Below are 23,411 nucleotides of genomic sequence, written 5' to 3'. Positions count from 1 at the left end.
AGAATGGGGTGAAGAGTTATGTTTAAATCTTTTAAAGAAATAGAAAAATATCTTATTTCAAGTAATATTAAGAAGAAGATAGCATTAGCAGGTGCACATGATGACGATGCATTAAATGCTGTTGTTAGTGCTAAGCGAAAAGGTATAATAACAGCGGTTTTAATTGGAAATAAAGAGAAGATAATTAAAATTCTCGTAGGTATGAATGAAAGTGTAGAGGATTATGAAATAATTTCTTTTCAGGGAGAATCTGAATGTGCTAATTTGGCTTGTGAGTTAGTACATCAAAAAAAGGCAGATATTCCTATGAAGGGTTTAATGCAGACATCTTCATTTATGAGAGCGATTTTAAACAAAGAGAAAGGTCTTTTGCCAGAGAGAGCGTTATTAAGTCAAGCTACAGTTTTAGAGCATAGAAAAGAAGAACGTCTGATGATAATCAGTGACTGCGCAGTTAATATTAACCCAAGTTATGAAGAGCGAGTTAAGATTATAAAAAATGCAGTACAGCTTGCTAACAAATTAGGAAATGATAAACCGAAGGTAGCTATTGTTTCAGCGTTAGAGAAAGTTAATCCTGCAATAAACTCAACTATAGAAGCAGCTATGCTTAGTAAGGCAGCTGAACGTGGACAAATTAAAGGATGTATAGTAGATGGTCCTCTTGCTCTAGACAATGCAGTATCTGCAGATGCTGCTAAACATAAAGGAATCGTTAGTCCTGTGGCTGGAGAAGCTGATATACTAATAATGCCTGATTTGTGCTCAGGGAATATATTCACTAAATCTTTAACATTTTTTGCAGAGCTACCATCTTCGGGAACCCTAAATGGTACCATTAGCCCAGTAATAATGACTAGTAGAAGTGACAAACCAGAAAATAAGTATTATTCCATATTAACTGCTATATTACAAGCTTTATAAATAGATAAGATATGTATTATCAAAGAGTAGTTAATGATTTTCTGGTTGAATGTATTGTAGTAAAGATGGGTAAAGATATATCTATTTCACTTTATGGTGGTCATGTAGCTCATATAGGATGTATAGTTTTAACTATTCCTAGGGAAAGTTTAACAGGTAATGGAATTAGTGTGACTACTTCTGTAATAAATAAATTAGCGCATAAAGATGAGGAAATCGCAAAGCTTGTTTCTGAAAAGATAGCTAGACGTTTTGATTGTACCGTGTCATGTAGTTGTGGTGTTCATGTAGATGGTATTGATAGTGAATGCATAACTAAAATATACGATGCGTGCAATGAAATTATAGAAGATATAATCATAGAACTTCAAAAATAACTATAACTTTATTTAAGTAAAAAGATTCAATTTATTGAGATAGGAGGTAATGGAATGTCTAAAAATAGAAAAGTTTATGATCTTCGCTCTGCATTAGAATTATTAGATAACATTCCAGAGCAGTTGATACAAACAGATGTAGAAGTTAATCCTAAAGCTGAACTTGCAGGAGTTTATAGACATGTTGGTGCTGGGGGAACTGTTGCGCGTCCTACCAAGGAAGGTCCAGCGATGATTTTTAATAATGTCAAAGGACATGAAGGAGATAGAGTTGTAATAGGTTTACTCGCTAGCCGTAAACGGGTAGGGTATCTTTTAGATGAAGACCCTAAGAATCTTGGGCGTCTTTTGAATGAGGCTGTAAAAAAACCAATCAAACCTGTGATGATTAATTCCAAAGATGTTTTATGTCAACAAGTAGTGCACTATGCGGATGATCCAGATTTTGATATTCGTAAGCTTATCCCAGCTCCTACTAATACACCTGACGATGCAGGTCCTTATATTACTATGGGATTGTGCTATGCATCTGATCCTGAAACAAAGGAATCAAATATCACTATTCATCGTCTGTGTATTCAAAGCAAAGATGAGATTACTATGTATCTTGTTCCGGGAGCTCGTCATATCGAAGTATTTAGAAATAAAGCTGAGAAAAATAATCAACCACTTCCTATATCTATCAGTATCGGTGTAGACCCTGCAATAGCTATAGCATCATGTTTTGAGCCGCCAACGACTCCTTTAGGATTTGATGAACTAGAGATTGCTGGAGCTATTCGTAAAGAACCAGTTAGATTAACCGATTGTTTAACAATAAATGAAAGATGCATTGCTAATGCTGAATATGTCATTGAAGGTGAACTTTTACCAAATGTTCGCATGAAAGAAGATTGTAATACTGGTACTGGTAAAGCTATGCCTGAATTTCCGGGATACACAGGTGATGCAAATCCATCTCTGCCGGTTATCAAGGTTAAAGCAGTGACGACACGTATAAATCCTATCATGCAGACTTGTATAGGTCCAAGTGAAGAGCATGTATCGCTGGCAGGTATACCTACTGAAGCCAGTATAATTCAAATGATTGATAAAGCTATGCCTGATAAATTACAAAATGTATACTGTTCTTCAGCTGGCGGGGGTAAATATATGGCTATTATTCAGTTTAAAAAAAGTATACTTAGTGATGAAGGAAGACAGCGACAGGCAGCACTACTGGCATTTTCGGCTTTTAGCGAGTTAAAACACATTTTTCTTGTAGATGAAGATGTTGATCCATTTGATATCAATGATGTACTATGGGCGATGAACACACGTTTTCAAGCAGATTCGGATGTTATTTGTATACCCGGTGTAAGGTGTCATCCACTAGATCCTTCTAATACTCCAGATATGTCACCTAGCATTAGAGATAGTGGCATAGCTTGTAAAACTATATTTGACTGTACAGTTCCTTATAATAAAAAAGAGCATTTCGAGCGTTCTAAGTTTATGGAAGTAGATCCGTCTCATTGGGTATAAAGTATAGTTAGTATTTATTTAAATGAAGGAAGTTAACCAGACTAGTTATTTTTACAGCGTGGGAGGTAGAAAATTATGATGGATAGAAAGAGAATAATTGTTGGTGTAAGTGGAGCAAGTGGTATTCCTCTTGCTATATGTTGTCTTAAAGAACTAAAATGGTTTAAAGAATACGAAATTCACCTCGTTGTTACAGAGGGAGCAAAGAAGACTCTTTCTTTTGAAACAGATATGAATATAGAAGAATTAAAAAGCTTAGCAGATGTATATCATGATAACAAAGATATAGAGGCTAGTATTGCAAGTGGTACTTTTAAAGTTGAGGGAATGATAATTCTTCCTTGTAGTATGAAAACATTAAGTGGTATAGCTCATGGGTATTCAGACAACCTTCTTTTAAGGGCGGCTGATGTAAATATCAAAGAGGGTAGAAAACTGGTATTATGTATCAGAGAAACACCTCTTAGTCATATCCATTTAGATAATCTTTGTTATATATCAAAGTTACACAATATAACTATTATGCCTCCTATGCTTACGTATTATAATAACCCGAACACAATACAAGAGATGGAGATTCATATAATAGGGAAAATATTATATAAATTCGGTATAGAGGTTAACAAATTTAAACGTTGGGGTGAAACAAACTAAAGTAGGTTTATAAACTACCTTGTTTTTTATATAGAGCGACTAAGAAATTCTTAGAGCTCTTTTGTTTTGGGTTACATTTAATCTACAAATGGAATTATAATAAAGAGAGAAGTTGTTTATTTAAACTTGAATAAACTACACATTTTCTATAAAATATTATATATAAGTAGAAATTTTTATTAAATAAGCAATTTCATCATAATTATTATTCAAAAATACATTGATTTAATGATAATATTTATAAATATAAGGAGGTAACATGATAAATAATATAGCAAAAATTGATGCTTTGATAGGAAATATAACTAATCACCTTATTTCAGTATCGCGTATATCAAATAAATATGGGACAGATGTAGAGATTTTTTCAGCTGAAATTCACCTACTGGAAGCTATACATGATAATCCCGATTATAATGTTAGTAAATTATCACAATTTACTGGAAGTGCTAAAAGTGTTGTCTCTAAGACTGCATCAAAGTTAGAAAAAAAGGGTCTTATAAGAAAGTTAAAAGCTGTAAGTAACAATAAAGAAGTGTATTATATTCTTACTAGTAAAGGAAGATTGGCTTATGAAGGGCATAATGCGTTTCATGCAGAGCATTGTCACGATGATTGGACTCATATTAGTCAGTTGCCAGAAAAAGATCAACAGCTAATAATTAACTTTTTAGAAAATTATATAGATTATTTAGTACAAACTAAAGATGAGCAAAAGTAATTGTTAGATATAAATCTAGTCGAGATTGGACTTGGCTAGTTTTTTTATACATTATTTATAGTTTACCTATAAAACAATAATCGAGTAATTTAACAAACATAATTGACAACAAGCTATTTAACCTATATAATTAAATCAATAAAAAGAAAGGGGGAAATATAAATGAAAACGTTTTTATTAGAAGAAATGACTTGGGTACAAATAAAAAAAGCTATGGACGCAGGTGTTAGAACGGTGGTTATTCCTTTAGGTGCTATTGAACAACATGGCCCACATATCGCTATCAGTTGTGATACTTTATTAGGTTATTCATTAGCAGAAATAATTGCCAGAAGACTTGAGAAAGCGTTAGTTGCTCCTGCTATTAGACCGGGTCTGTCAGAAGATTTTATGGAATTTCCGGGATCACTTACTTTAAGAGAATCGACTTTTAGAGATCTCATAGAAGATTATGTAGATAGCTATGTTAGACATGGATTTACAAATATTATTTTAGCACCAGCACATGGAGGTAATTTTGATGTTGCTGAAGATATGGCTGAAAAATTATCACAGAAACATCCTGATTTTTGTATAATAAATACTTTAACTCTTGAAGATATGTCTAAAATGAGTGAAACATCTTCTGAATCCGCTGAAATGGATCAAACTGTAGGAGGTATTCACGCTGGTGGAATTGAAACTTCTGAGATGTTAGCATATTGGCCTCAATATGTAGATATGAGCAAAGCAGAAACTGGGTTCTTGGGTACAATTGAGGAAACCTTTGAGAGTGTCGAAATGAAAGGACTTAAAGCTACATCTAATAATGGTATACTAGGTGATGCTACTGTTGCAACTGCTGAGGTTGGCAAAGTGAGTATGGAAATATGTGTAGATTATATAATTGACTATAAAATAAAAAATAATAAAAAATTTTGTCTTTAGTTAATAACATAATTACAAACATAACATAATAATTAAGATGGTAATACATCGATATTATTGCTTAAAGCTGTAGAGAGTAGATAATTTATAGTTGTCTTTTTTCTACAGCTTATTATATGATAACATTATGCAATTTGATCAATATAAAAGTGTTATTTGAGACTTTTAATCAATTATTGTTTAACATTTTATCTACAAATGTTTTCCAAATATCATAGAGAGTTGTTTTAGGTAAGTGAATTGATCTTTCTAAAATGCTTTGATCTATCATTTCAAAAATATGTACATATAAATCTTCTTGATTGCTTTTAATCATGTCAAACTTCACACACATACCAATTATTTTTTTGTAGTAGATTTTAACCTGTTTCATGAGTTTATCAGTAAGATTTGCTATTGTCTCATTCCTTAATCCTAATAAAAAATACTGCATCATAATTAATGGAAATTCGGGATTTTCGATATAATAATCTATCATATTATAACCTAAAGTTAATATATTGCTGTAACATTCATCTCTACTACTTATATTATTATTGATATAATGATTTGCTTTTATATCTTCAATAATACATTCGTATAGTATTTCAAATATTTCTTCTTTACTTTTAAAATGGTAACACAAAGCTTGTTTACTAACACCTAATTTTTTAGCTATATTGGATAAAGAAGTTTGCTCATATCCTAATCTTGCAAACATTTCATAAGAAACATCTAAAATTTTCATTTTTGTATTATTTATAGTCATTTTGTTATCCTCCTCATAATTAATTCTAAAGGACCTCTCTTAAAATATTTTATCCAAATATTAGAAAAAACTATCATAAACAGAAATACTAAAGTCGATAATATAACAACAAATAGTTCATCTTTATAAGATAAATTATCTATTAGTGTAAAAATAGTTAGCACTATAACGCAATGGATAACATAGTGAGTTAGAGCCATTTGTCCTGTTGTAGCAAGATATTTAATTATTTTACTATTTTTAGATTCCATGCACAATTTAACGCATATACCTATAAAAGCGGTAGCCCATCCACTAGAAGCAAAAACATAGAATATAGTAGGATTCATTGGCTTAGTGTTAAATATGTAAACTGTAATTTCACAATGTCCAGAAGCTTCAATAAAAATAATACTAACTACTTCAACAATAATAGCTAATGCAAAAGCATCAACAATCATTCTATTGAGTATTATTGGGTCTTTAAAATCTAGCTTTCCTAATATTAGCCCTAATAAAATAAATACAATCCATGGAAAAACTGGATGATAGCCGTTGAAAAATGTATTAAGACAAAGGCCTTTTAAAGTATACAAATTATTATAGTATGTAAAATCACCAGTCCAATTTGCCGTATAGTCTAAAGTAAGTTGCAATATAAAAGTTATAGCTAAAACGATGCTTATACTGATTACTAGTTTTTTTGGCGTACAAAACAAGAAAAACAAAGCTATAATAATTATATAAATTCCATAAAAATGTAGTATATCTGCAGTCCACTCAAATACTACTAGTAATATAAACCCTAGTACAAATAAAAAAGCTGCTCTCTTTATTAAAATTAATCTATCTTTATATTTATTTATATTATCTTGTATTTCGTAACTCTTTTTAGTCATAAGGCTTATTCCTATACCTGCTAGTATGAGAAAGACAGCTGCTGCTCTACCTTCAAATAAACATAAAAAATTATTAATACCATTATATTTTACAACTCCGTAGGAAAATACAATATGATAATTAACTAACATCATACCTAAAATTGCTAATGCTCTAGCTATATCAAAGCCTAATATTCTTTTCATAATTTCCTCCTTACTTAACGGTCGTCAAGTAAATAATACCATACATTTTTTGGTATGTCAAATAGTATATTTTGTTAATATGCTATAGAGAAAAAAGTAGAGTTTTTAATTAATATTTCATTTTAAAGTGGACAAAAAAGAACTTTTCTCGGTTTTAGAGAAAAGTTCTTTTAGTTTTATTTTGATGATAATTATGGTAAATAAGGATCAAGTTCTTTTTGTAGTATAGTATGGTTAGTTAGCTGAGAACTATCATTGCGCCATTCATAACCACAATTACATACACAATGATTGCAATAAGGTTTAAAAGCAACTACTGTGTTACGTCTGTATTTTTTTGTGATTTTTTTCATCGTATTCACCTCACTTTTAAAATATACTTGCAAACAACTGTTAATTATTTTACTAATAGTTTTACATAGATAAGATATTAATTTATTAGGATTTGTTCCCATTTTCTGCAATTAAAAAAGCTATATCGGGTAGAATCCACGATATAGCTATAAATCAAAATACTTTTTTATTGATTGATTATCACATCAAATATCATATTAGAAGGTATATCAATACCTGATGCACCAGATGCAGGTTTTGTCTCTACAATATCTCTTCCACCCATGTTCATAGTATTTTGTAAATCTTTAGTTATTTTATAAAAAGTCTCTAAGTCAACATTAATGTTGTCTACTAATTGATATCTTAACACTAGCATACTATTTTTTGTCGCTGAGTGTTTAACTGTTACGTTTTCAGTTTTTTGTGCATTAACTTGGTTTGAGAAATTAAATGTTCTAGCCAAGTTTTCATTTATTTCTGTATTAATCTCTGCAAGTGCACCTAATGTGGCAGATTTTGTTATCCCTAAGTTAGCGCCCATCTTGTCTGCTGTTTTCAAGCCCAAAGTTTCAGAAAGTGTTAGTTGATCTTGCGTACTTATTCCAACATTAAAGTTAGTATTAGAAGTAAAGCTACTTCCAGGGGCTAAATTAATCATGTCAATTAGTTTCCACATACTTTGCTTTACAACTTTATTTTCACCTGACAAAAACGCAACAGTAAAAATAGTGTCTCCTAGATAACTTTCATTATCTAACAATGTTCTTTTAGCTTGATCAAAAACTTCTTGATTGTTGTAGTTGTTTTTATTTATTATAAAACCATTGTTTAGAATTATAAAATAATCGTTGTTTTTTAAATGCTGATTTTGGTCTTGAAAATATGCTATAGCTCGTTTTAGAGCTAACACACCATAGTTTACTTTATCGTTTTGAGTTCTAACTGATGTTAATTTTACATCTGCAAAAACCCAAGGTTTTGCTTTTGATTTTTCTGCACCTGCGAATATAGTTCTATTAATAGAACCATCGACATAAGCGCTACTGTATGTAGGTATAGTTAAGTTGCTTGAGAAGTCACCATTTACAAAATTACCTGATGCAAAAGCTGTAATATTTGTTACCATAACTGTTAGTATTAACACTGCAATAATTGTACTTTGTTTAAATAATTTTTTCATAATGATTACCCTCCTATTTTTGAATTCCCTGACAGTATAGCACAGTTTAAATAATATATATATACCTATGGTATAGAGTAGTGCGTTTTGGTCATAGAAAGTCATTTAAGAGTTTTAAAGAATAAAAGTGGGTTTAATAAAGTATATAATAGACGCAAAAATGTTCAAATTACACATACGTAATTAGTGCATAATCATATCAAAAATTGTGCTTTATTTTTTATTTTGATAATTATTTTAAATTGTTATAAATCAAGCACTTACAGAGATTAAGTAATGTGATAGAAAGCTTAATGCACTACTTGGCATATTAGTTGCAATATTAATTTGTGTAAAATGATACAAAAATAGTTGAGGTGATTAAAATGAATTTACAAGACAACGAACTAGTAAAAGATGAACTAATATTGTTTGATGTACAAGCTAAAGATAAGGAAGATTTATTATATAAATTAGCTAGTTTATTATATAAAAAGGGATATGTAAAAGAATCCTACATAGATGCTGTAGTTAATAGAGAAAAAGTTTATCCTACAGGGTTAAATACAATGGGTGTTCAGGTAGCTATTCCTCATACAGATGCAGTACATGTAAACAAACCAGGGATAGTAGTTGCGAATCTAAGAGAGCCAGTAGTTTTTAAAGAAATGGGTAGTAATGACGGACAAGTAAATGCAGAGCTTGTGTTCATGCTTGCAATTAAAAACCCTAAGAATCAACCCAAAACATTAGGCAAGTTAATGGGAATTTTCTCGAATGGGGATAAATTGAATAGTATAAAAAAGGCTACACACATATCAGAAATAAAAAGCTTGCTTAGAGATTAACAATAAGATTAACAAAAGTAATAGTTTTAAGAGTAGGTAATTTGCAATATTAACTTAATATATAGGAGGATTTATTATGAAAAGAATAATAGTAGCATGTGGTTCAGGAGTTGCAACATCGCAAACAGTGGCTTCAAAAATTGCGAGGATGTGTGAGGATGAAGGGCTTAATGTAAATGTAGAAGCAGTTGATATTAGGTCGTTAGAGTTAATTATCAATCATTGTCATGTATATGTGTCAATCACATCAGTAGCAAAAGACTATGGCAAGCCAGTAATTAATGGTATTCCGTTCTTAACAGGAATGGGGATTGAGCAAGAATTTGAAAAGCTAAAATCATATTTATAGTCAAATAATAAACTAAAGGAGGCATATTCATGAATGGTATTATTCATTATATTTTAGATTTAGGTGCAGGAATTTTTCTACCTGCTATAATGATACTTTTAGGATTATGTATAGGAATGAAGTTTAAAAGAGCATTTACATCTGGCTTAACATTAGGTATAGCTTTTATAGGAATGGGAGTAATATTAGGTTTTATGTTTGGAGTCATATCTCCAGCAGCAGGAAAATTTGTTGAGAATACAGGGTTTAAGCTAAGTACTATAGATGTTGGTTGGTCACCATTGTCAGCAATTGCTTGGGCATGGCCGTATGCTTTGGCATTATTTCCATTGCAGATAGTAGTCAACATACTAATGTTAGCATTTGGATTTACAAATGTGCTAAATGTGGATTTGTGGAATGTATGGAGTAAGATACTTACTTCTGTAATAGTTGTATCTATAACAGGTAGTCTACCAGCAGCATTCATAATAGCAACCATACAAATAATAGTAGAGTTAAAGAGTGGAGATTTATTACAAAAGCCTATTGAAAGGATATCTAAAATACCAGGAATAACTTGCACTCATCCAATGATGTTACAGGGCATATTGTTAGCACCTGTTAATAGGTTGCTAGATTTTATACCTGGATTGAAAGGGAAGAGAGTTGATGCAGCATCTTTGAAAGAGAAAATAGGTATTTTTGGAGAAAATAGTGTTATGGGATTCATAGTAGGGGGGTCAATAGCTGCAGCCGCGGGATACGATGTCAAAGGAATACTTACCACAGCTATTCAAGTAGCCACTGCACTTACGTTGTTTCCAATGGTTGCTAAACTATTCATGCAAGCGTTATCACCTATAGCAGATGCAACTAGTAACTTTATGAAAAATAAGTTCAAAGACAGAGAAATCTATATTGGTTTAGACTGGCCATTTTTAGCTGGTAGTGCAGAGGTATGGGTTTGTGCAATTATACTAGTACCTATTGAGTTAGTTTTAGCAATGGTGCTTTCTAAAATGGGACTTAATACAGTATTGCCTTTAGGTGGGATTATAAATATATGCTTTGCTCCCGTTGCGCTTATAATCACTGGAGGAGATTTAATAAGAATGATTATATTAGGTACAATGTTTACACCTTTATATTTAGGCGTAGCGACTAATTTTGCTCCTATGGTGACAGAATTAGCAAGACAAGTTGGTACAATAGATATTCAGGCAGGTCAGACTATAATATGGTCTACATTAGAGGCACCGGGATTTAGATGGATAATGGCACATGCTGCAAATATAATAAATGGAGATATAAAGGGTATGATTGTGTTTGCAGTGTACGTAGTGTTAGCATTGTGGTATTATAAATATATGAAAAAGGTTAATGAGAACATTAATCAAGTAGCATAGAGGGAGGAATTATTAGTGTTAGAAGATATTAAAAAAAAGGTGGTTAGCGTAGCCAAAAAAGCGTGTGAGAGCGGACTATGTCTAGATGGGTCAGGTAACTTTAGTATAAAAGACGAAGAGACAGGCTATATAGCTATAACACCAACAAAATTACCCAGAGCAGAGATGACATATCATGACATAATTATAATTGATTCAGAAGGTAACATAGTAGAAAATAAAACGGGATTAAAGCCAACAAGTGAAACAATGATGCACTTAGAGGCGTATAAGACAAGAGAAGATATAAATGCAGTAGTTCATACACATTCAATGTATGCTACATCATTTGCTATATGTAGTGAAGAAATTAAAGGCGTAGTATTTGAGGCTCTAGCCTATGGGGGGAAAGTTCCGCTTGCTAAATACGGTAGACCGGGAACGAGTGAACTTGCTAAGAGTATAATAGAACCTCTGAAAATATCAGATGCAGTACTTATGGAAAAGCATGGGGCTTTACTAGTTGACAAAGATATAGATGTTGCTCTAACCAAAGCAACTTACTTAGAAGAGGTTGCGCAGATGTACTATCATTCATTAGCTATAAAGAGCTTCTTGAAATCAGATAGGCCATTAGAAGCAATACCAGAGGAAGAATTCAAAGCGTGGAAATATCCAGAAAGCATGAAAAAATAAATCTAATTAGTAAAAATCCCATACTATTAATAAAATAAGATGCGTATAATGTATGGGATTTTTTATTTTCTCATAAGGAGATGGTTTTGTGAAACCAGTAATTTGGTACTTGTTAGTTATAGCTGACATAGTAACACTAATATTCTCAGTTATGACAAAGAACATTTTTATGGCAAGTATGGCACTAATATTGTCACTATATCTAAAGAGATATATTAAACAAATACCCTTACCAAAGTATTTTAATAGTATGAAAGTAGTTAGATTTAAGGATAGTACAAGAAAAATAGATTAGATAGGATACATATAGTGGAGGCAAGTAATTATGAAAACGTTAGATAGAGTAATGAATTACCTTCGTGAAACTATAACACACAATTACATTAAAGAAACAAGTATCAACGAATTAGGTATAGATGCTAATGAGATTGAAGAAAAGCTAGGTATTTTAAGAAATAATGCGAGCACTATACTTAATAAATTAAATAAAGAAGGATCTGTCATCAAAATTAATAGCAGGCCAGTTAGATTCATATTATTAGAAGTTTTAAGAAACTATAGCAAGTCAGATATTATCAAATCATCTATTTCTCAGGCTGAACTAGAAAGTATTATAAATAAGATAGATACATACAATCCATTTTGTGATTTAGTAGGGTATGACGATAGTCTGAAAGGACAAATAGGGCAAGCCAAAGCAGCTATAATGTATCCTAGCAATGGTTTACATACATTATTACTAGGAGAAACGGGAGTTGGTAAGACAACATTTGCTACAAAAATGTATGAATATGCAGTAGAGAAAAAAGCAGTTAGTAATAAAGAGTATCCTTTTATTTCTTTTAACTGCGCTGATTATTATAATAATCCACAATTGTTAGTTTCTCAATTATTTGGGCATAAAAAAGGAGCATTTACAGGTGCGGATATTGATAAAGAAGGTTTAGTTGAAAGAGCAAATGGAGGGATACTATTCCTCGATGAAGTTCATAGATTACCTCCAGATGGTCAAGAAATGTTATTTCATTTTATGGATTATGGCACATTTAGCAGATTAGGGGAGACACTGAGAAATAGAAAAAGTAACGTGCTAATAATAGCTGCTACGACTGAAAACCCCAATAATACATTACTAGAAACTTTTACTAGAAGAATACCAGTAATTATCACATTGCCACCATTCAGAAATAAATCAATAAAGGAAAGAGTAGAAATAATTAGTGCATTATTTAGAAAAGAAGCATTAAGGCTAAAAATGACTATAACTTTAGATGTAGAAGCATTAAAAGCTCTAGCTACCTCAAAGTGCGGTGGTAATATAGGAAGGTTATATTCAGAAGTCAAGCTGACATGTGCAAAAGCATTTTTAATTCATTTGCAAAATAAGCAAGGAATGTTTGTAAAATTTTCAATGTTATCAAGGGACATTAAAAATTCAGTATTAGAAGAAAAGATTGTTTCACAAAAAAACGATAGGTACTTGAACAAATTTAGTTCAAAAATAACGATTAAACCTACAACTCATCAAATCATTGAAGATCAACCAGAAGAGAATTTATATGATATATTATCAAACAAATTAGAAGAATTGAAACTTCTAGGGTACAGCGATAATGAAATAAATATAAAAATAAATGATGAAGCTCATAAGTACTATGATAGAATGATAAAAAATTATAACTTCCAGAATCACAACATACGAGATTTATATAGAATTATTGATGAAAATGTAGTTAATATAACTGTAGAATTATTACAAAAGGTTAGCAACAAATTAGATAAAAGCTTATCAAATAAGCTATTATTCGCATTGTCTTTTCACATACAAGCTCTACTTGATAGAATAAATAATAATACGTATATAGATAATTATGATGTACTTAGAAATGCAGACATAGACACAGAGTATTGGAATACAGGAAAAGAGATGGTTTCGCTATTAAATCAAAAGCTTAATGTTAATATTCCAGATAGTGAAATATACTTCTTTTCAATGCTAATGTTACATGAACAGGATGGTGAGGATAAAGACAAGATAGGTATTCTAATAATTACTCATGGTGAAAATACAGCAACAAGTATGGCAAATGTGTGCAATAGGCTACTTAATTCAAACTATGTTAAGGCGTTAGATATGTCGCTTGATAGTAGAGATGATGAAATATACAAAAAAGCGTTTACTATGGTTAAAGAACTAGATAGAGGTAAAGGTGTATTGATTTTAGCGGATATGGGCTCAGCTGTTAATTTTGGAAAGAGAATATCAAATGAAACAGGAATAATAACTAAAACAATAGATAAAGTATCTACCCCTTTAGCATTAGAGGCACTTAGAAAGATAATATATAATGATGGAGATATAAATGAATTGTATAACTCCTTGATAAATAAAAAACCTTATGAAATAAAAAAGAATAACGTCATACTTAGTGTTTGTGCTACAGGACAAGGTGCAAGTATGATAGCTAAAACGATGTTAACAGAAATAATAGACAACGAGAATATTGAGGATTTAAAGGTAATAACACTCGATTATTCTAATGCATACGTTGATAGTCAGGAATATAAAAATATTAATGAAAAATACAATATAGTATGTTGTGTTGGGAATTTAAAGCCAAGGGTAGAAATACCATTCTTTCATATTTCAGAGGTTCTGAGTGAAACTATGAGGGAGGCGTTTGTAAAATATTTAGTTAGTCAGCAAGTAATTCATACAGAGCATAATAAAAAGAATATTTATAAAGAAGCAGAAAAAATATTAGAAAAAAATCTATTATTTCTAAATATTCCAATAGCTATTTCTTATATAAAGCAAGTCATAGAAAGTTTAAGTAATAAAATAACACTTGGAGATGAGAAAAATATATTTAATATAGTTATGCATGTATCATGCATGATAGAAAGATTAACTAGAAACAACATAGCATTATATGAGGGAGTAAAAGAATACATAAAAGAAAATGAATTTTTATACAGCAATATTAAAAGTGAGATCAACGTACTAGAAAGAATATATCAGATTAATATACCTGATGATGAAATAGCATATATTATTAAAATTATTAATTTACAAAAATAAACATGTGATAAAAGTTCATGTTACAAAATAAAATAATATAATATACACAACATCTTATATAGAATTGAATAATATATAGTATGTTATTATTTTATAAGTTGGTGTTTGTATGGAAGATAGTAAGAGAGTAGTAAAAAATAGAATAACTACAATAACAACACTTATGGCTACTGCTATTGGAACAGTTTTAGGAGACTTATTAACCATAGAACAACAGTTTGTCGTAGGAAACTACTTACAAAGTATATCGCAGATATTAATTGCAATAAACGCCCAGGAAGATTTATTAACATCTAGATCTGAACTTGAGACACCTGGAGTTGGTAGTGTTCAGGACGATATAGAAGTGATGAAACAAAGAATTGAGGAATTAGAAAATATTATTTTAAAGTTAAAATAAAGGAAGACATCTCAAAATTTTTAGAGATGTCTTTGTTATTTATCTATTCTATATGAATCATATATTTTCTTTAAGTAGTTCATAGTTTTTTTAGTAGCTATTTCAAGAGTATAATTGTATTGATCAGATAAAATATCTAAAAGCATACCAGTATAGATAAAATAAGATAATTCAGTAATAGATTTTAAATCATTCTCATTAAAATACCCATCCTTACAGCATTGGTTTAACAGTACTAAAGTTCTATCATATAAATCATTATAAGTTAACATTTTTCGCAGATCTTCTGGCATATGGTCTAGAATTTCTGGATATATCTCATAATAATCTTTAATGTAACAACTTATATTTTTATCTTTACCATGAACAAAAATAGAAGCGAATATTTCAGGCTTAGTAAATGTATGTACACAAAAACATTCCCAAATCATAAGTGTTTTTTCATATGTATTATTTGCTTTTGAGATGTACTCTGGAAGAGCTTTAACATAATCCTTTAAAAACTTAATACATGCTAATGAGATAAGATGTTGTAAATTATCAAAATAATTGTATAGTGTAGCGCTATTGTATCCTGCTAAATTAGCTACATTTCTAATAGTTACATTTTCAATACCTTGCATTTCTATTATCTCAGTAGCAGCATCAATGAAGTATCTCATAATTCTTTTTCTTTGTATAATTTTATTTGACATATAACCACCTTTATTTAATATTTTGCTCTGCTCGTATAAATTTTATGAGTCTTGATTTATTATATAGAAAAAAGTTGAAAAAATCAAGCGGTATAGCCTTTATCATATATATTAATGATTATAGTCCTATACTTAATGATTAAACTTTGGGAAATATAATAAAAATAGATGAGGTTGCATGGTATAATAAGGTTGTTAAAGATATATAGATGAAATCTTAAAAGAGGTGGATCAAATTGTCATTATACAAATTAAATAACAATAAAAAAGGTACAATATATTATTGGGATGGAGCATCAATGTTATTATTGAAAAACTTTAAATCAGACTTACATAGTCATTATCCTGTTGAGATATATATAGGATTAGATGATAATTTACAAATCAGTTTTGGAGATAAATACACTGAATGTAGAGGAGTAGTTATTGATTCAAATCAAATGCATAAAGTTAATCATATTACAGGAAATATTGCGATAATTCTAATAGACCCTAATTTGTATAATTTTTATAGAGTTAGGAATGATGTATTTAATAATAAAAAATATTTCATGCTAAGTCATAATACAGTAAGCCATATCATAAAAAAAATTAATATATTTTATTCTAGTAGTAGCAATTCATGTAATGAAGCTAGAAAATTAACTGAGGAAATAATTTTTTCTATATTTAATAATAATTACGGTCAGATAAAACTTGATGTTAGAATTAATTTATTACTAAATATATTTGACAATATTAAAGAAAGTAAAATATCTTCTAGAGATTTAGCAAGAAGAGTAAATTTATCTGAAAGTAGATTATTTCATCTGTTTAAACAGCAAACGGGAACACAAATACGACGATATGTTTTATGGTCAAGGTTAAAAAAGGCAATAAGAATAATACTAATGGGACAATCTTTTACAACAGCTGCATATGAAAGCGGCTTCTCTGATTCAGCACATCTGAGTAGAACTTACAAGAAAATGTTTGGGATACCCCCATCTAATCTTTTAAAAGCTTGTAAAAATATTAATATTATATTTGATACTTGATAATTAGTTAATGCTACAGTAGGTTTATTCAAGTAATTTTACTTCAATTGTTATATAGTATTTTAAGATTTAAATATTATTAATTGGAGGAATGAATGATGAAATATGAAGAATTACTAATAAAAAGACGTTCTATTAGAAAATTTAAAAACGAAGCAGTATCAAATGAAATAATCATAGAAATGATTAATGAGAGTATCTTTGCTCCAAGTTCGGGAAATGAACAATCTTGGAAATTTTCAATAGTTAGTGATACAAAATTGATGAAGAAAATTTCAGACGAAGCAAAGATTAATATTCTAAAGAGGATAGAATTAAATGTCAATGATTATGCAAAAAAATATAAAGAAATGCTGAGTAATATAAATTACAATATTTTTTACAATGCTCCAAGTGTAGTATTTATTTTTGGAGATAAAAAACTTAAAAATATGATTATAAACTGTTCACTTGCAGCTAGTTATTTTATGATGTCAGCAACCTCAAGAAATCTTGGAACATGCTGGATCAACTTTGCAACAGAAATTAAATCACCATATTTGCTAAAAGAGTTGGGGATTTCTGAAAATTTTAAGATAGTAGCTCCAATAATCATAGGTTATCCAGAGCAAATACCACATATACCATCTAGGAAAGAACCAGAGATAATAAAGATAATATAAGGGATTGTTTTACAGAACAATCCTCAGAAAGACAAATGACAATTTCTTTGTTGTAATCAAAGTTACCGCAGTAAGCTCTGTTACTTAATTTTAATACATTTCAATTCTGAGTTCTTATTTTATGCATACCTATATCATATGCCTTTAAATAAATCTATTTAAAAAGTCCATTTTTACAAATGAATAAAATGAATAAATTGACGTTATATTACATAGTAAAATATTATTCTACATGTTTTGCAATTTACATTATACAAAAAAGTGCTTTTTTTGATAAAATCATAAAAATATGCTTGTACAATAATCATGATTATGATACAATCAAGATAAATAAAATATTAACAATCATGATTACTAAATAATCTAGATGATGCCATTTGGCAAAAAAAATTACAAATATCAAAAAAGAAAATTATATTATTTACAATTTGTTACATTATTTTTCAAATGAAAATGTTTGTCTGCAGACGCTCATTCATTTTTATTTTGAATTTAAATGTTATATTTTTAACAAATATAAGCGTTAAAAATAGATTTTTTAACGCTTAAAAATTCCAAAACTACAAACAATAATAATGAATTCCAATATTATTGTAGATTATCTTGCTCATTTATTTAATTTAATATAAATGATTACAGGTATAAATTAAGAAGGGAGTGTGTAACTTGAAACTAGAAATAGGTAATTTTCATGTAAAGGAAATTCAGTTTGGTGCAAAAACTGAGTTCAAAAATGGTGTATTAACTATTAACAAAGAAGAAGCTTTAAGTGTTGTTAGAGAAGATGAGCACATTACAGAAGCTGATATCAAAATAGTTAACCCTGGTGACATGGTACGTTTGGTACCAGTTAAAGAAGCAATAGAACCAAGAGTTAAATTGAATGGAGATCCGTTATTCCCTGGAGTAACTGGAGATTTAGTTAAAGCTGGAGCTGGAAAAACTCATGCTTTAAAAGGTTGTAGTGTTTTAGTAGTAGGACAACACTGGGGTGGATTCCAAGATGGCTTGATAGATATGGGTGGTGAAGGAGCTAAGTATACTTACTTCTCACAACTAAGAAATATAGTATTAGTAGCAGATACAGATGAAGAATTTGAAAAGAGAGAGCAGCAAAAGAAAAATAAAGCATTAAGATGGGCTGGAATGAGACTAGCTGAATATGTTGGTAATGCAGTTAAGGATTTGGAGCCAGAAGAAGTAGAAACATTTGAACTTGCTCCGATTACTAAGAGATCAGAAGAAGTAAGCAAATTACAAAACGTAGTGTTAGTACTTCAACCACAATCACAAATGGAAGAAGCAGGATACAATGATTTAGTATATGGATGGGATTGTAATCATTTAGTACCAACATTTATGCATCCAAATGAAATATTAGATGGTGCAGTTATTTCAGGAAGCTTTATGCCATGTTCATCAAAATGGTCAACATATGATTTCCAAAACCTACCTCTTATTAAACAATTATATAAAGAGCATGGCAAATCACTTAATTTCTTAGGAGTTATATTATCAAACTTAAATGTTGCACTTGAGCAAAAAGAGCGTTCTGCATTATTTGTAGCTCAAATTGCTAAGTCATTAGGTGCTGACGGTGCGATAGTTGCAGAAGAAGGTTATGGTAACCCTGATGCTGACTTTATTGCATGTGTAGTAGCATTAGAAGATGCAGGAGTAAAGACTGTAGGTATAACTAATGAGTGTACTGGTAGAGATGGTATGAGTCAGCCATTAGTTACATTAGACGAGAAAGCAAATGCTATAGTTTCTTGCGGTAATGTTTCTGAGTTAATAAAATTACCACCAATGGAGACAGTTATAGGAGAATTAGAAGCATTAGCTAGAGATGGTTTATCAGGTGGATGGTCAACTGATGAAATATTAGGATCTTCAGTGAAAGAAGATGGATCTATAATAATGGAAAATAACGCAATGTTCTGTGGAGACCGTGTTGTTGGATGGTCTACAAAGACTATGAAGGAATTTTAAGGAGGTGTAAAGATTGAAAAAAGCAATATTATATTTAAACCAATTCTTTGGTCAAATTGGAGGAGAAGATAAAGCTGATTTTGCACCAGAAATCATAGAGGGTCATGTTGGACCTGCAATGGAATTAGACAAAAGATTACAAAATGCTGAAGTAACACATACTATTATATGTGGAGATAACTTCATGGGTTCAAATGAAGAGGAAGCAGTTAGTACAATATTAGGTTTCTTAGAAGGTAAAGAATTTGATATATTCTTTGCTGGACCAGCATTCCAAGCAGGTAGATATGGTAATGCGTGTGGTGTAATAGCTAAAGCAGTTAAAGAGAAATTTGGTGTTCCAGTAATATCATCTATGCATATAGAGAACCCTGGTGTTGAAATGTTTAAGAAAGATGTTGTAATATTCCCAGGTGGAAAAAGTGCAGCAGCTATGAGAAAAGACATCAAAAAAATAGCAGCTTATGGAGATAAGATATTAGCAGGAGAAAAATTAGGAACAGCAGAAGAAGAAGGATATTTTGTTAGAGGAATCAGACATCAAGTATGGTTAGATAGCGAAAAACCTGCAGCTGAGCGTGCTGTTGAGATGATGATAAAGAAATTAAATGGTGAAGAATATGTAACAGAGTTACCTATTCCTAAGTTAGATAGAATACCAATAGCTACACCAATTAAAGATTTATCGAAAGCGAACATAGCATTTGTTACAACAGGTGGTATAGTTCCAGTTGACAATCCAGATAGAATACAATCAGCTTCAGCTACAAGATGGGGAAGATATGATGTATCTAAGATGGATAGACTAGAAGCAGGTGTTTTCAAAACAATCCATGCTGGTTATGACCCAGCTGCAGCAGATGCTGATCCAAATGTATGTGTTCCATTAGATTCTCTTAAGGCATATGAAAAAGAGGGTAAAATAGGAAAATGCCATGAGTATTTCTACACAACAGTTGGTACTGGTACTACTCAAGGAGAAGCAGCAAGAATGGGTAAAGAAATAGTTGAGTATCTAAAAGAAGGCGGAGTTGATGGAGTTATATTAACGTCTACGTGAGGTACTTGTACACGTTGCGGTGCAACGATGGTAAAAGAAATTGAAAGAGCTGGAATCCCAGTTGTTCAAATGGCAAACTTAGTTCCAGTTGCTAAGACAGTTGGATCTAACAAAATAGTACCAACTATCTCTATACCATATCCATTAGGAGATCCATCAACAACTAAGGAAGAACAATGGAAATTAAGACATCATAGAGTAGGAGTAGCTTTAGACGCACTTACTGATGATGCTAAAGAGCAAACAGTATACAGAGTTAAAATATAAGTTAAAGAGGTGATAAAATGTTAGCATTAGATAAGAAAACTTTTGAACCAGAAGTATTAGAAGCTGAGGGTTATGTATTAGTAGACTTTTGGAGTGAAGGTTGTGAACCATGTAAAGCCCTATTACCTTCAATAGAAGAATTAGCAGGTAAATATGAAGGTTCATTAAAGTTTTGCAAACTAGACATCACTAAAGCCAGAAGACTTGCTATAAAACAAAAAGTATTAGGATTACCAACAATAGTAATCTATAAAGATGGCCAAAAAGTAGATGAATTAACAAAAGATGATGCAACAGAAACTAATATTGAAGCTATGATTAAGAAATATATATAAATAGTAGCTAAAAATTAATTATTCATACTGGATAATTAAGAGATAAGGAGGAATAAAAATGGGATTATATGATGGTAAAAAAGTCATCGTAATCGGTGATAGAGACGGAATCCCAGGTCCTGCCGTAGAAGAATGTCTAAAAACAACAGGAGCAGAAGTAGTATTTTCTTCAACTGAATGTTTTGTCTGAACTGCTGCAGGAGCTATGGATTTGGAAAATCAAAAAAGGGTTAAAGAGCTTACTGAGAAGCATGGCGCAGAAAATGTTGTTGTGTTATTAGGAGCAGCAGAAGCTGAAGCAGCTGGATTAGCTGCTGAGACAGTAACTGGTGGAGACCCAACTTTTGCAGGTCCATTAGCAGGGGTCCAGTTAGGACTTAGAGTTTATCATGTTGTTGAACCTCAATTCAAGGGCGAAGTTGATGCTGATGTTTATGAAGAGCAAATTGGTATGATGGAAATGGTTCTTGATGTTGATGAAATTATAGAAGAAATGACTGAAATCAGAGGAGAGTTCTGTAAATTCAATGACTAAAATAGGATAGATATGTTAAAATTAGCACAACATAACATACTATGCGAGAAGTATTAATATCATATACAATACTTCTCGCAATCCTTGAAAAAGAGAGGAGATAGATATGGTTAAGAGTCAAAAGAAGAGTAATGCTGTTTTTTATATATCTTTAGTAGTTGTATTTTTTATAGTGGTATGGGGAATAGGTTTTCCAAAACATTTTGAAGGTGTAGCAAATAATACGTTTAAATTTTTAACAGGTAATTTTGGATGGCTTTATCTTTCAGTTATGTCATTGTTCATAGTATTTTCAGTATGGCTTGGATTAAGTAAATATGGAAAAATAAAATTAGGACCAGATGATTCAAAACCAGAATATAGCTTTATATCATGGTTTGCAATGTTATTCTCAGCAGGTATGGGAATAGGATTAGTTTTCTGGGGAGTAGCAGAGCCCTTAAATCACTTTGCTGGTACAATGAGAGAAGCAGGTTCACCAGCTGCAGCTGATTTTGCAATAATGAAATCATTCTTACACTGGGGATTGCACCCTTGGGCTAACTACTGTATTTTAGCTTTAGCACTTGCATATATGCAATTTAGAAAAGGAAAACCAGGTCTAATTAGTAGCGTATTTATCCCTTTAATAGGAGAAGATGCTGTAAGAGGGCCTATAGGAAAGATAATAGATATATTAGCAATATTTGCAACAGTAGCAGGAGTTGCTACATCACTTGGATTAGGTACAATGCAGATAAATAGTGGTTTAAATTATATGTTTGGGGTACCGATAAGTAAGTTGGTACAAATATTGATAGTAGTAATAGTTACAGTGTTGTTTATGATGTCTGCTGTTACAGGTCTTGATAAAGGAATTAAATTTTTATCAAATCTTAACGTAGGTATAGCAGGTTCATTATTAGTTTTAGCAATAATTATTGGACCTACAGTACTAATATTTAAAAATTTAGGAACAGGGGTCTTAGCTTATGCTAAGGATTTAGTTGTAGATGCGTATCCATTTGGTAAAGAGGGATGGTACGGTACATGGACTATATTCTACTGGGCATGGTGGATTGCTTGGGCACCATTTGTTGGTACATTTATAGCACGTATATCAAAGGGTAGAACTATAAGAGAGTTTGTTGCAGGAGTTTTATTAGCACCAACGATTGCATCATTAATATGGTTTGCATGCTTTGGTACACTTGGAATAGAAGCAGGACTTGACACAGCGAAAACTGCTATAACAGAGACATCAACAGCTCTATTTGTTGTTATGTCTGAATATTCATTAGGAACAGTAATATCGTTAGTAGCAATACTTTTATTATGTACATTCTTCGTAACATCAGCAGATTCAGCAACATTCGTGTTAGGTATGATGTCCCAAAATGGAGATTTAAATCCAGATCTTAAGAGAAAAGTAATATGGGGAGTTATCCAATCACTGTTAGCATTAGCATTATTGCTATCAGGTGGATTAAAAATGCTTCAAACTGCATCAATAGCAGCAGCATTCCCATTTGTGTTTATAATGTTCTTTACTATGATAGCTATAGTAAAAGCATTGAGAAAAGAAAACGTTTAAAATATATAAATATTCACATAAAGAATACATTTTTTATGTGAATATTTGTTTATAAAAAATAAATATAAAATACAAAATA

General features: G+C 30.9%; 25 protein-coding genes. 20 read left to right on the top strand and 5 right to left on the bottom strand.

Features of this window, described 5'->3' with window-relative positions; genetic code table 11:
- Positions 1-18 precede the first annotated feature (18 nt).
- The 6 genes from P3X86_RS06865 to P3X86_RS06840 all read left to right on the top strand — a co-directional run bounded on the left by P3X86_RS06865 (position 19) and on the right by P3X86_RS06840 (position 5,127).
- A complete protein-coding gene (locus P3X86_RS06865) occupies positions 19-924 on the top strand; it encodes a bifunctional enoyl-CoA hydratase/phosphate acetyltransferase (RefSeq protein WP_483291921.1) in 906 nt (301 codons plus the stop codon).
- An 11-nt stretch (positions 925-935) separates the two neighbouring features.
- Entirely contained in the window at positions 936-1,301 is a 366-nt protein-coding gene (lpdD, locus tag P3X86_RS06860) for a prenylated flavin chaperone LpdD (RefSeq protein ID WP_483291920.1), read from the top strand.
- Positions 1,302-1,355: 54 nt separating this feature from the next.
- On the top strand, positions 1,356-2,825 hold the full coding sequence (locus P3X86_RS06855) for a UbiD family decarboxylase (RefSeq protein WP_483291919.1): 1,470 nt from the start codon (positions 1,356-1,358) through the stop codon (positions 2,823-2,825).
- Between the two features lie 75 nt (positions 2,826-2,900).
- Positions 2,901-3,479 carry a UbiX family flavin prenyltransferase gene (locus tag P3X86_RS06850; RefSeq protein ID WP_483291918.1) on the top strand — a complete coding sequence of 193 codons (579 nt, stop codon included), beginning with the start codon at positions 2,901-2,903 and terminating at the stop codon, positions 3,477-3,479.
- Positions 3,480-3,738: 259 nt separating this feature from the next.
- Positions 3,739-4,200, top strand: coding sequence for a MarR family winged helix-turn-helix transcriptional regulator (locus tag P3X86_RS06845; protein WP_483291917.1), 462 nt, complete (start codon positions 3,739-3,741; stop codon positions 4,198-4,200).
- 162 nt (positions 4,201-4,362) lie between these two features.
- A complete protein-coding gene (locus P3X86_RS06840) occupies positions 4,363-5,127 on the top strand; it encodes a creatininase family protein (RefSeq protein ID WP_483291916.1) in 765 nt (254 codons plus the stop codon).
- Between the two features lie 169 nt (positions 5,128-5,296).
- Here P3X86_RS06840 and P3X86_RS06835 read toward each other — a convergent pair whose 3' ends face one another.
- From P3X86_RS06835 to P3X86_RS06820, 4 genes are all read right to left on the bottom strand, one after another.
- Positions 5,297-5,875: a TetR/AcrR family transcriptional regulator gene (locus P3X86_RS06835; RefSeq protein WP_483291915.1), complete on the bottom strand. Its 579-nt coding sequence runs from the start codon at positions 5,873-5,875 to the stop codon at positions 5,297-5,299.
- On the bottom strand, positions 5,872-6,939 hold the full coding sequence (locus P3X86_RS06830; protein ID WP_483291914.1) for a DUF418 domain-containing protein: 1,068 nt from the start codon (positions 6,937-6,939) through the stop codon (positions 5,872-5,874). Before P3X86_RS06830 ends, P3X86_RS06835 begins: the two co-directional genes overlap by 4 nt.
- Before the next feature lie 191 nt (positions 6,940-7,130).
- Positions 7,131-7,292, bottom strand: coding sequence for a hypothetical protein (locus tag P3X86_RS06825; protein ID WP_483291913.1), 162 nt, complete (start codon positions 7,290-7,292; stop codon positions 7,131-7,133).
- Positions 7,293-7,459: 167 nt separating this feature from the next.
- On the bottom strand, positions 7,460-8,455 hold the full coding sequence (locus tag P3X86_RS06820) for a hypothetical protein (RefSeq protein WP_483291912.1): 996 nt from the start codon (positions 8,453-8,455) through the stop codon (positions 7,460-7,462).
- 365 nt (positions 8,456-8,820) lie between these two features.
- Between P3X86_RS06820 and P3X86_RS06815 the strand changes: the two genes are divergently transcribed.
- From P3X86_RS06815 to P3X86_RS06785, 7 genes are all read left to right on the top strand, one after another.
- Positions 8,821-9,282 (top strand): PTS sugar transporter subunit IIA, encoded by a 462-nt coding sequence (locus P3X86_RS06815; protein WP_483291911.1) that lies wholly within the window; start codon positions 8,821-8,823, stop codon positions 9,280-9,282.
- 76 nt (positions 9,283-9,358) lie between these two features.
- Entirely contained in the window at positions 9,359-9,631 is a 273-nt protein-coding gene (locus P3X86_RS06810; protein WP_483291910.1) for a PTS sugar transporter subunit IIB, read from the top strand.
- A 29-nt stretch (positions 9,632-9,660) separates the two neighbouring features.
- Complete coding sequence (locus P3X86_RS06805) at positions 9,661-11,019, top strand: PTS galactitol transporter subunit IIC (protein ID WP_483291909.1); 1,359 nt, start codon at positions 9,661-9,663, stop codon at positions 11,017-11,019.
- 15 nt (positions 11,020-11,034) lie between these two features.
- Positions 11,035-11,694, top strand: a complete 660-nt coding sequence (locus P3X86_RS06800; RefSeq protein ID WP_483291908.1) for a class II aldolase/adducin family protein — start codon at positions 11,035-11,037, stop codon at positions 11,692-11,694.
- Positions 11,695-11,782: 88 nt separating this feature from the next.
- Positions 11,783-11,989 (top strand): hypothetical protein, encoded by a 207-nt coding sequence (locus tag P3X86_RS06795; protein ID WP_483291907.1) that lies wholly within the window; start codon positions 11,783-11,785, stop codon positions 11,987-11,989.
- Between the two features lie 30 nt (positions 11,990-12,019).
- Entirely contained in the window at positions 12,020-14,776 is a 2,757-nt protein-coding gene (locus P3X86_RS06790) for a sigma-54-dependent transcriptional regulator (RefSeq protein WP_483291906.1), read from the top strand.
- A gap of 109 nt (positions 14,777-14,885) precedes the next feature.
- Positions 14,886-15,176, top strand: a complete 291-nt coding sequence (locus P3X86_RS06785; RefSeq protein ID WP_483291905.1) for a hypothetical protein — start codon at positions 14,886-14,888, stop codon at positions 15,174-15,176.
- Between the two features lie 35 nt (positions 15,177-15,211).
- Here P3X86_RS06785 and P3X86_RS06780 read toward each other — a convergent pair whose 3' ends face one another.
- A complete protein-coding gene (locus P3X86_RS06780; protein ID WP_483291904.1) occupies positions 15,212-15,871 on the bottom strand; it encodes a TetR/AcrR family transcriptional regulator in 660 nt (219 codons plus the stop codon).
- Between the two features lie 236 nt (positions 15,872-16,107).
- On the opposite strand from P3X86_RS06780, the gene P3X86_RS06775 reads away from it, so the two are divergent.
- From P3X86_RS06775 to P3X86_RS06745, 7 genes are all read left to right on the top strand, one after another.
- Entirely contained in the window at positions 16,108-16,908 is an 801-nt protein-coding gene (locus P3X86_RS06775) for a helix-turn-helix domain-containing protein (protein WP_483291903.1), read from the top strand.
- A 95-nt stretch (positions 16,909-17,003) separates the two neighbouring features.
- The gene (locus tag P3X86_RS06770; RefSeq protein ID WP_483291902.1) at positions 17,004-17,570 is read left to right on the top strand and encodes a nitroreductase family protein; all 567 of its coding nucleotides are present in this window, start codon (positions 17,004-17,006) and stop codon (positions 17,568-17,570) included.
- A gap of 666 nt (positions 17,571-18,236) precedes the next feature.
- Entirely contained in the window at positions 18,237-19,562 is a 1,326-nt protein-coding gene (locus P3X86_RS06765; RefSeq protein WP_483291901.1) for a glycine/sarcosine/betaine reductase component B subunit, read from the top strand.
- A 13-nt stretch (positions 19,563-19,575) separates the two neighbouring features.
- The gene (gene grdH / locus P3X86_RS06760; RefSeq protein ID WP_483291900.1) at positions 19,576-20,889 is read left to right on the top strand and encodes a betaine reductase selenoprotein B; all 1,314 of its coding nucleotides are present in this window, start codon (positions 19,576-19,578) and stop codon (positions 20,887-20,889) included.
- A 17-nt stretch (positions 20,890-20,906) separates the two neighbouring features.
- Entirely contained in the window at positions 20,907-21,224 is a 318-nt protein-coding gene (gene trxA, locus P3X86_RS06755) for a thioredoxin TrxA (protein ID WP_483291899.1), read from the top strand.
- A gap of 58 nt (positions 21,225-21,282) precedes the next feature.
- A complete protein-coding gene (gene grdA, locus P3X86_RS06750) occupies positions 21,283-21,759 on the top strand; it encodes a glycine/sarcosine/betaine reductase complex selenoprotein A (protein ID WP_483291898.1) in 477 nt (158 codons plus the stop codon).
- A gap of 106 nt (positions 21,760-21,865) precedes the next feature.
- The gene (locus tag P3X86_RS06745; protein WP_483291897.1) at positions 21,866-23,332 is read left to right on the top strand and encodes a BCCT family transporter; all 1,467 of its coding nucleotides are present in this window, start codon (positions 21,866-21,868) and stop codon (positions 23,330-23,332) included.
- Positions 23,333-23,411 lie beyond the last annotated feature (79 nt).

It is taken from the genome of Abyssisolibacter sp. ZYX002 (assembly GCF_056892235.1).
This window is presented reverse-complemented; position numbering and strand designations above follow the sequence as displayed.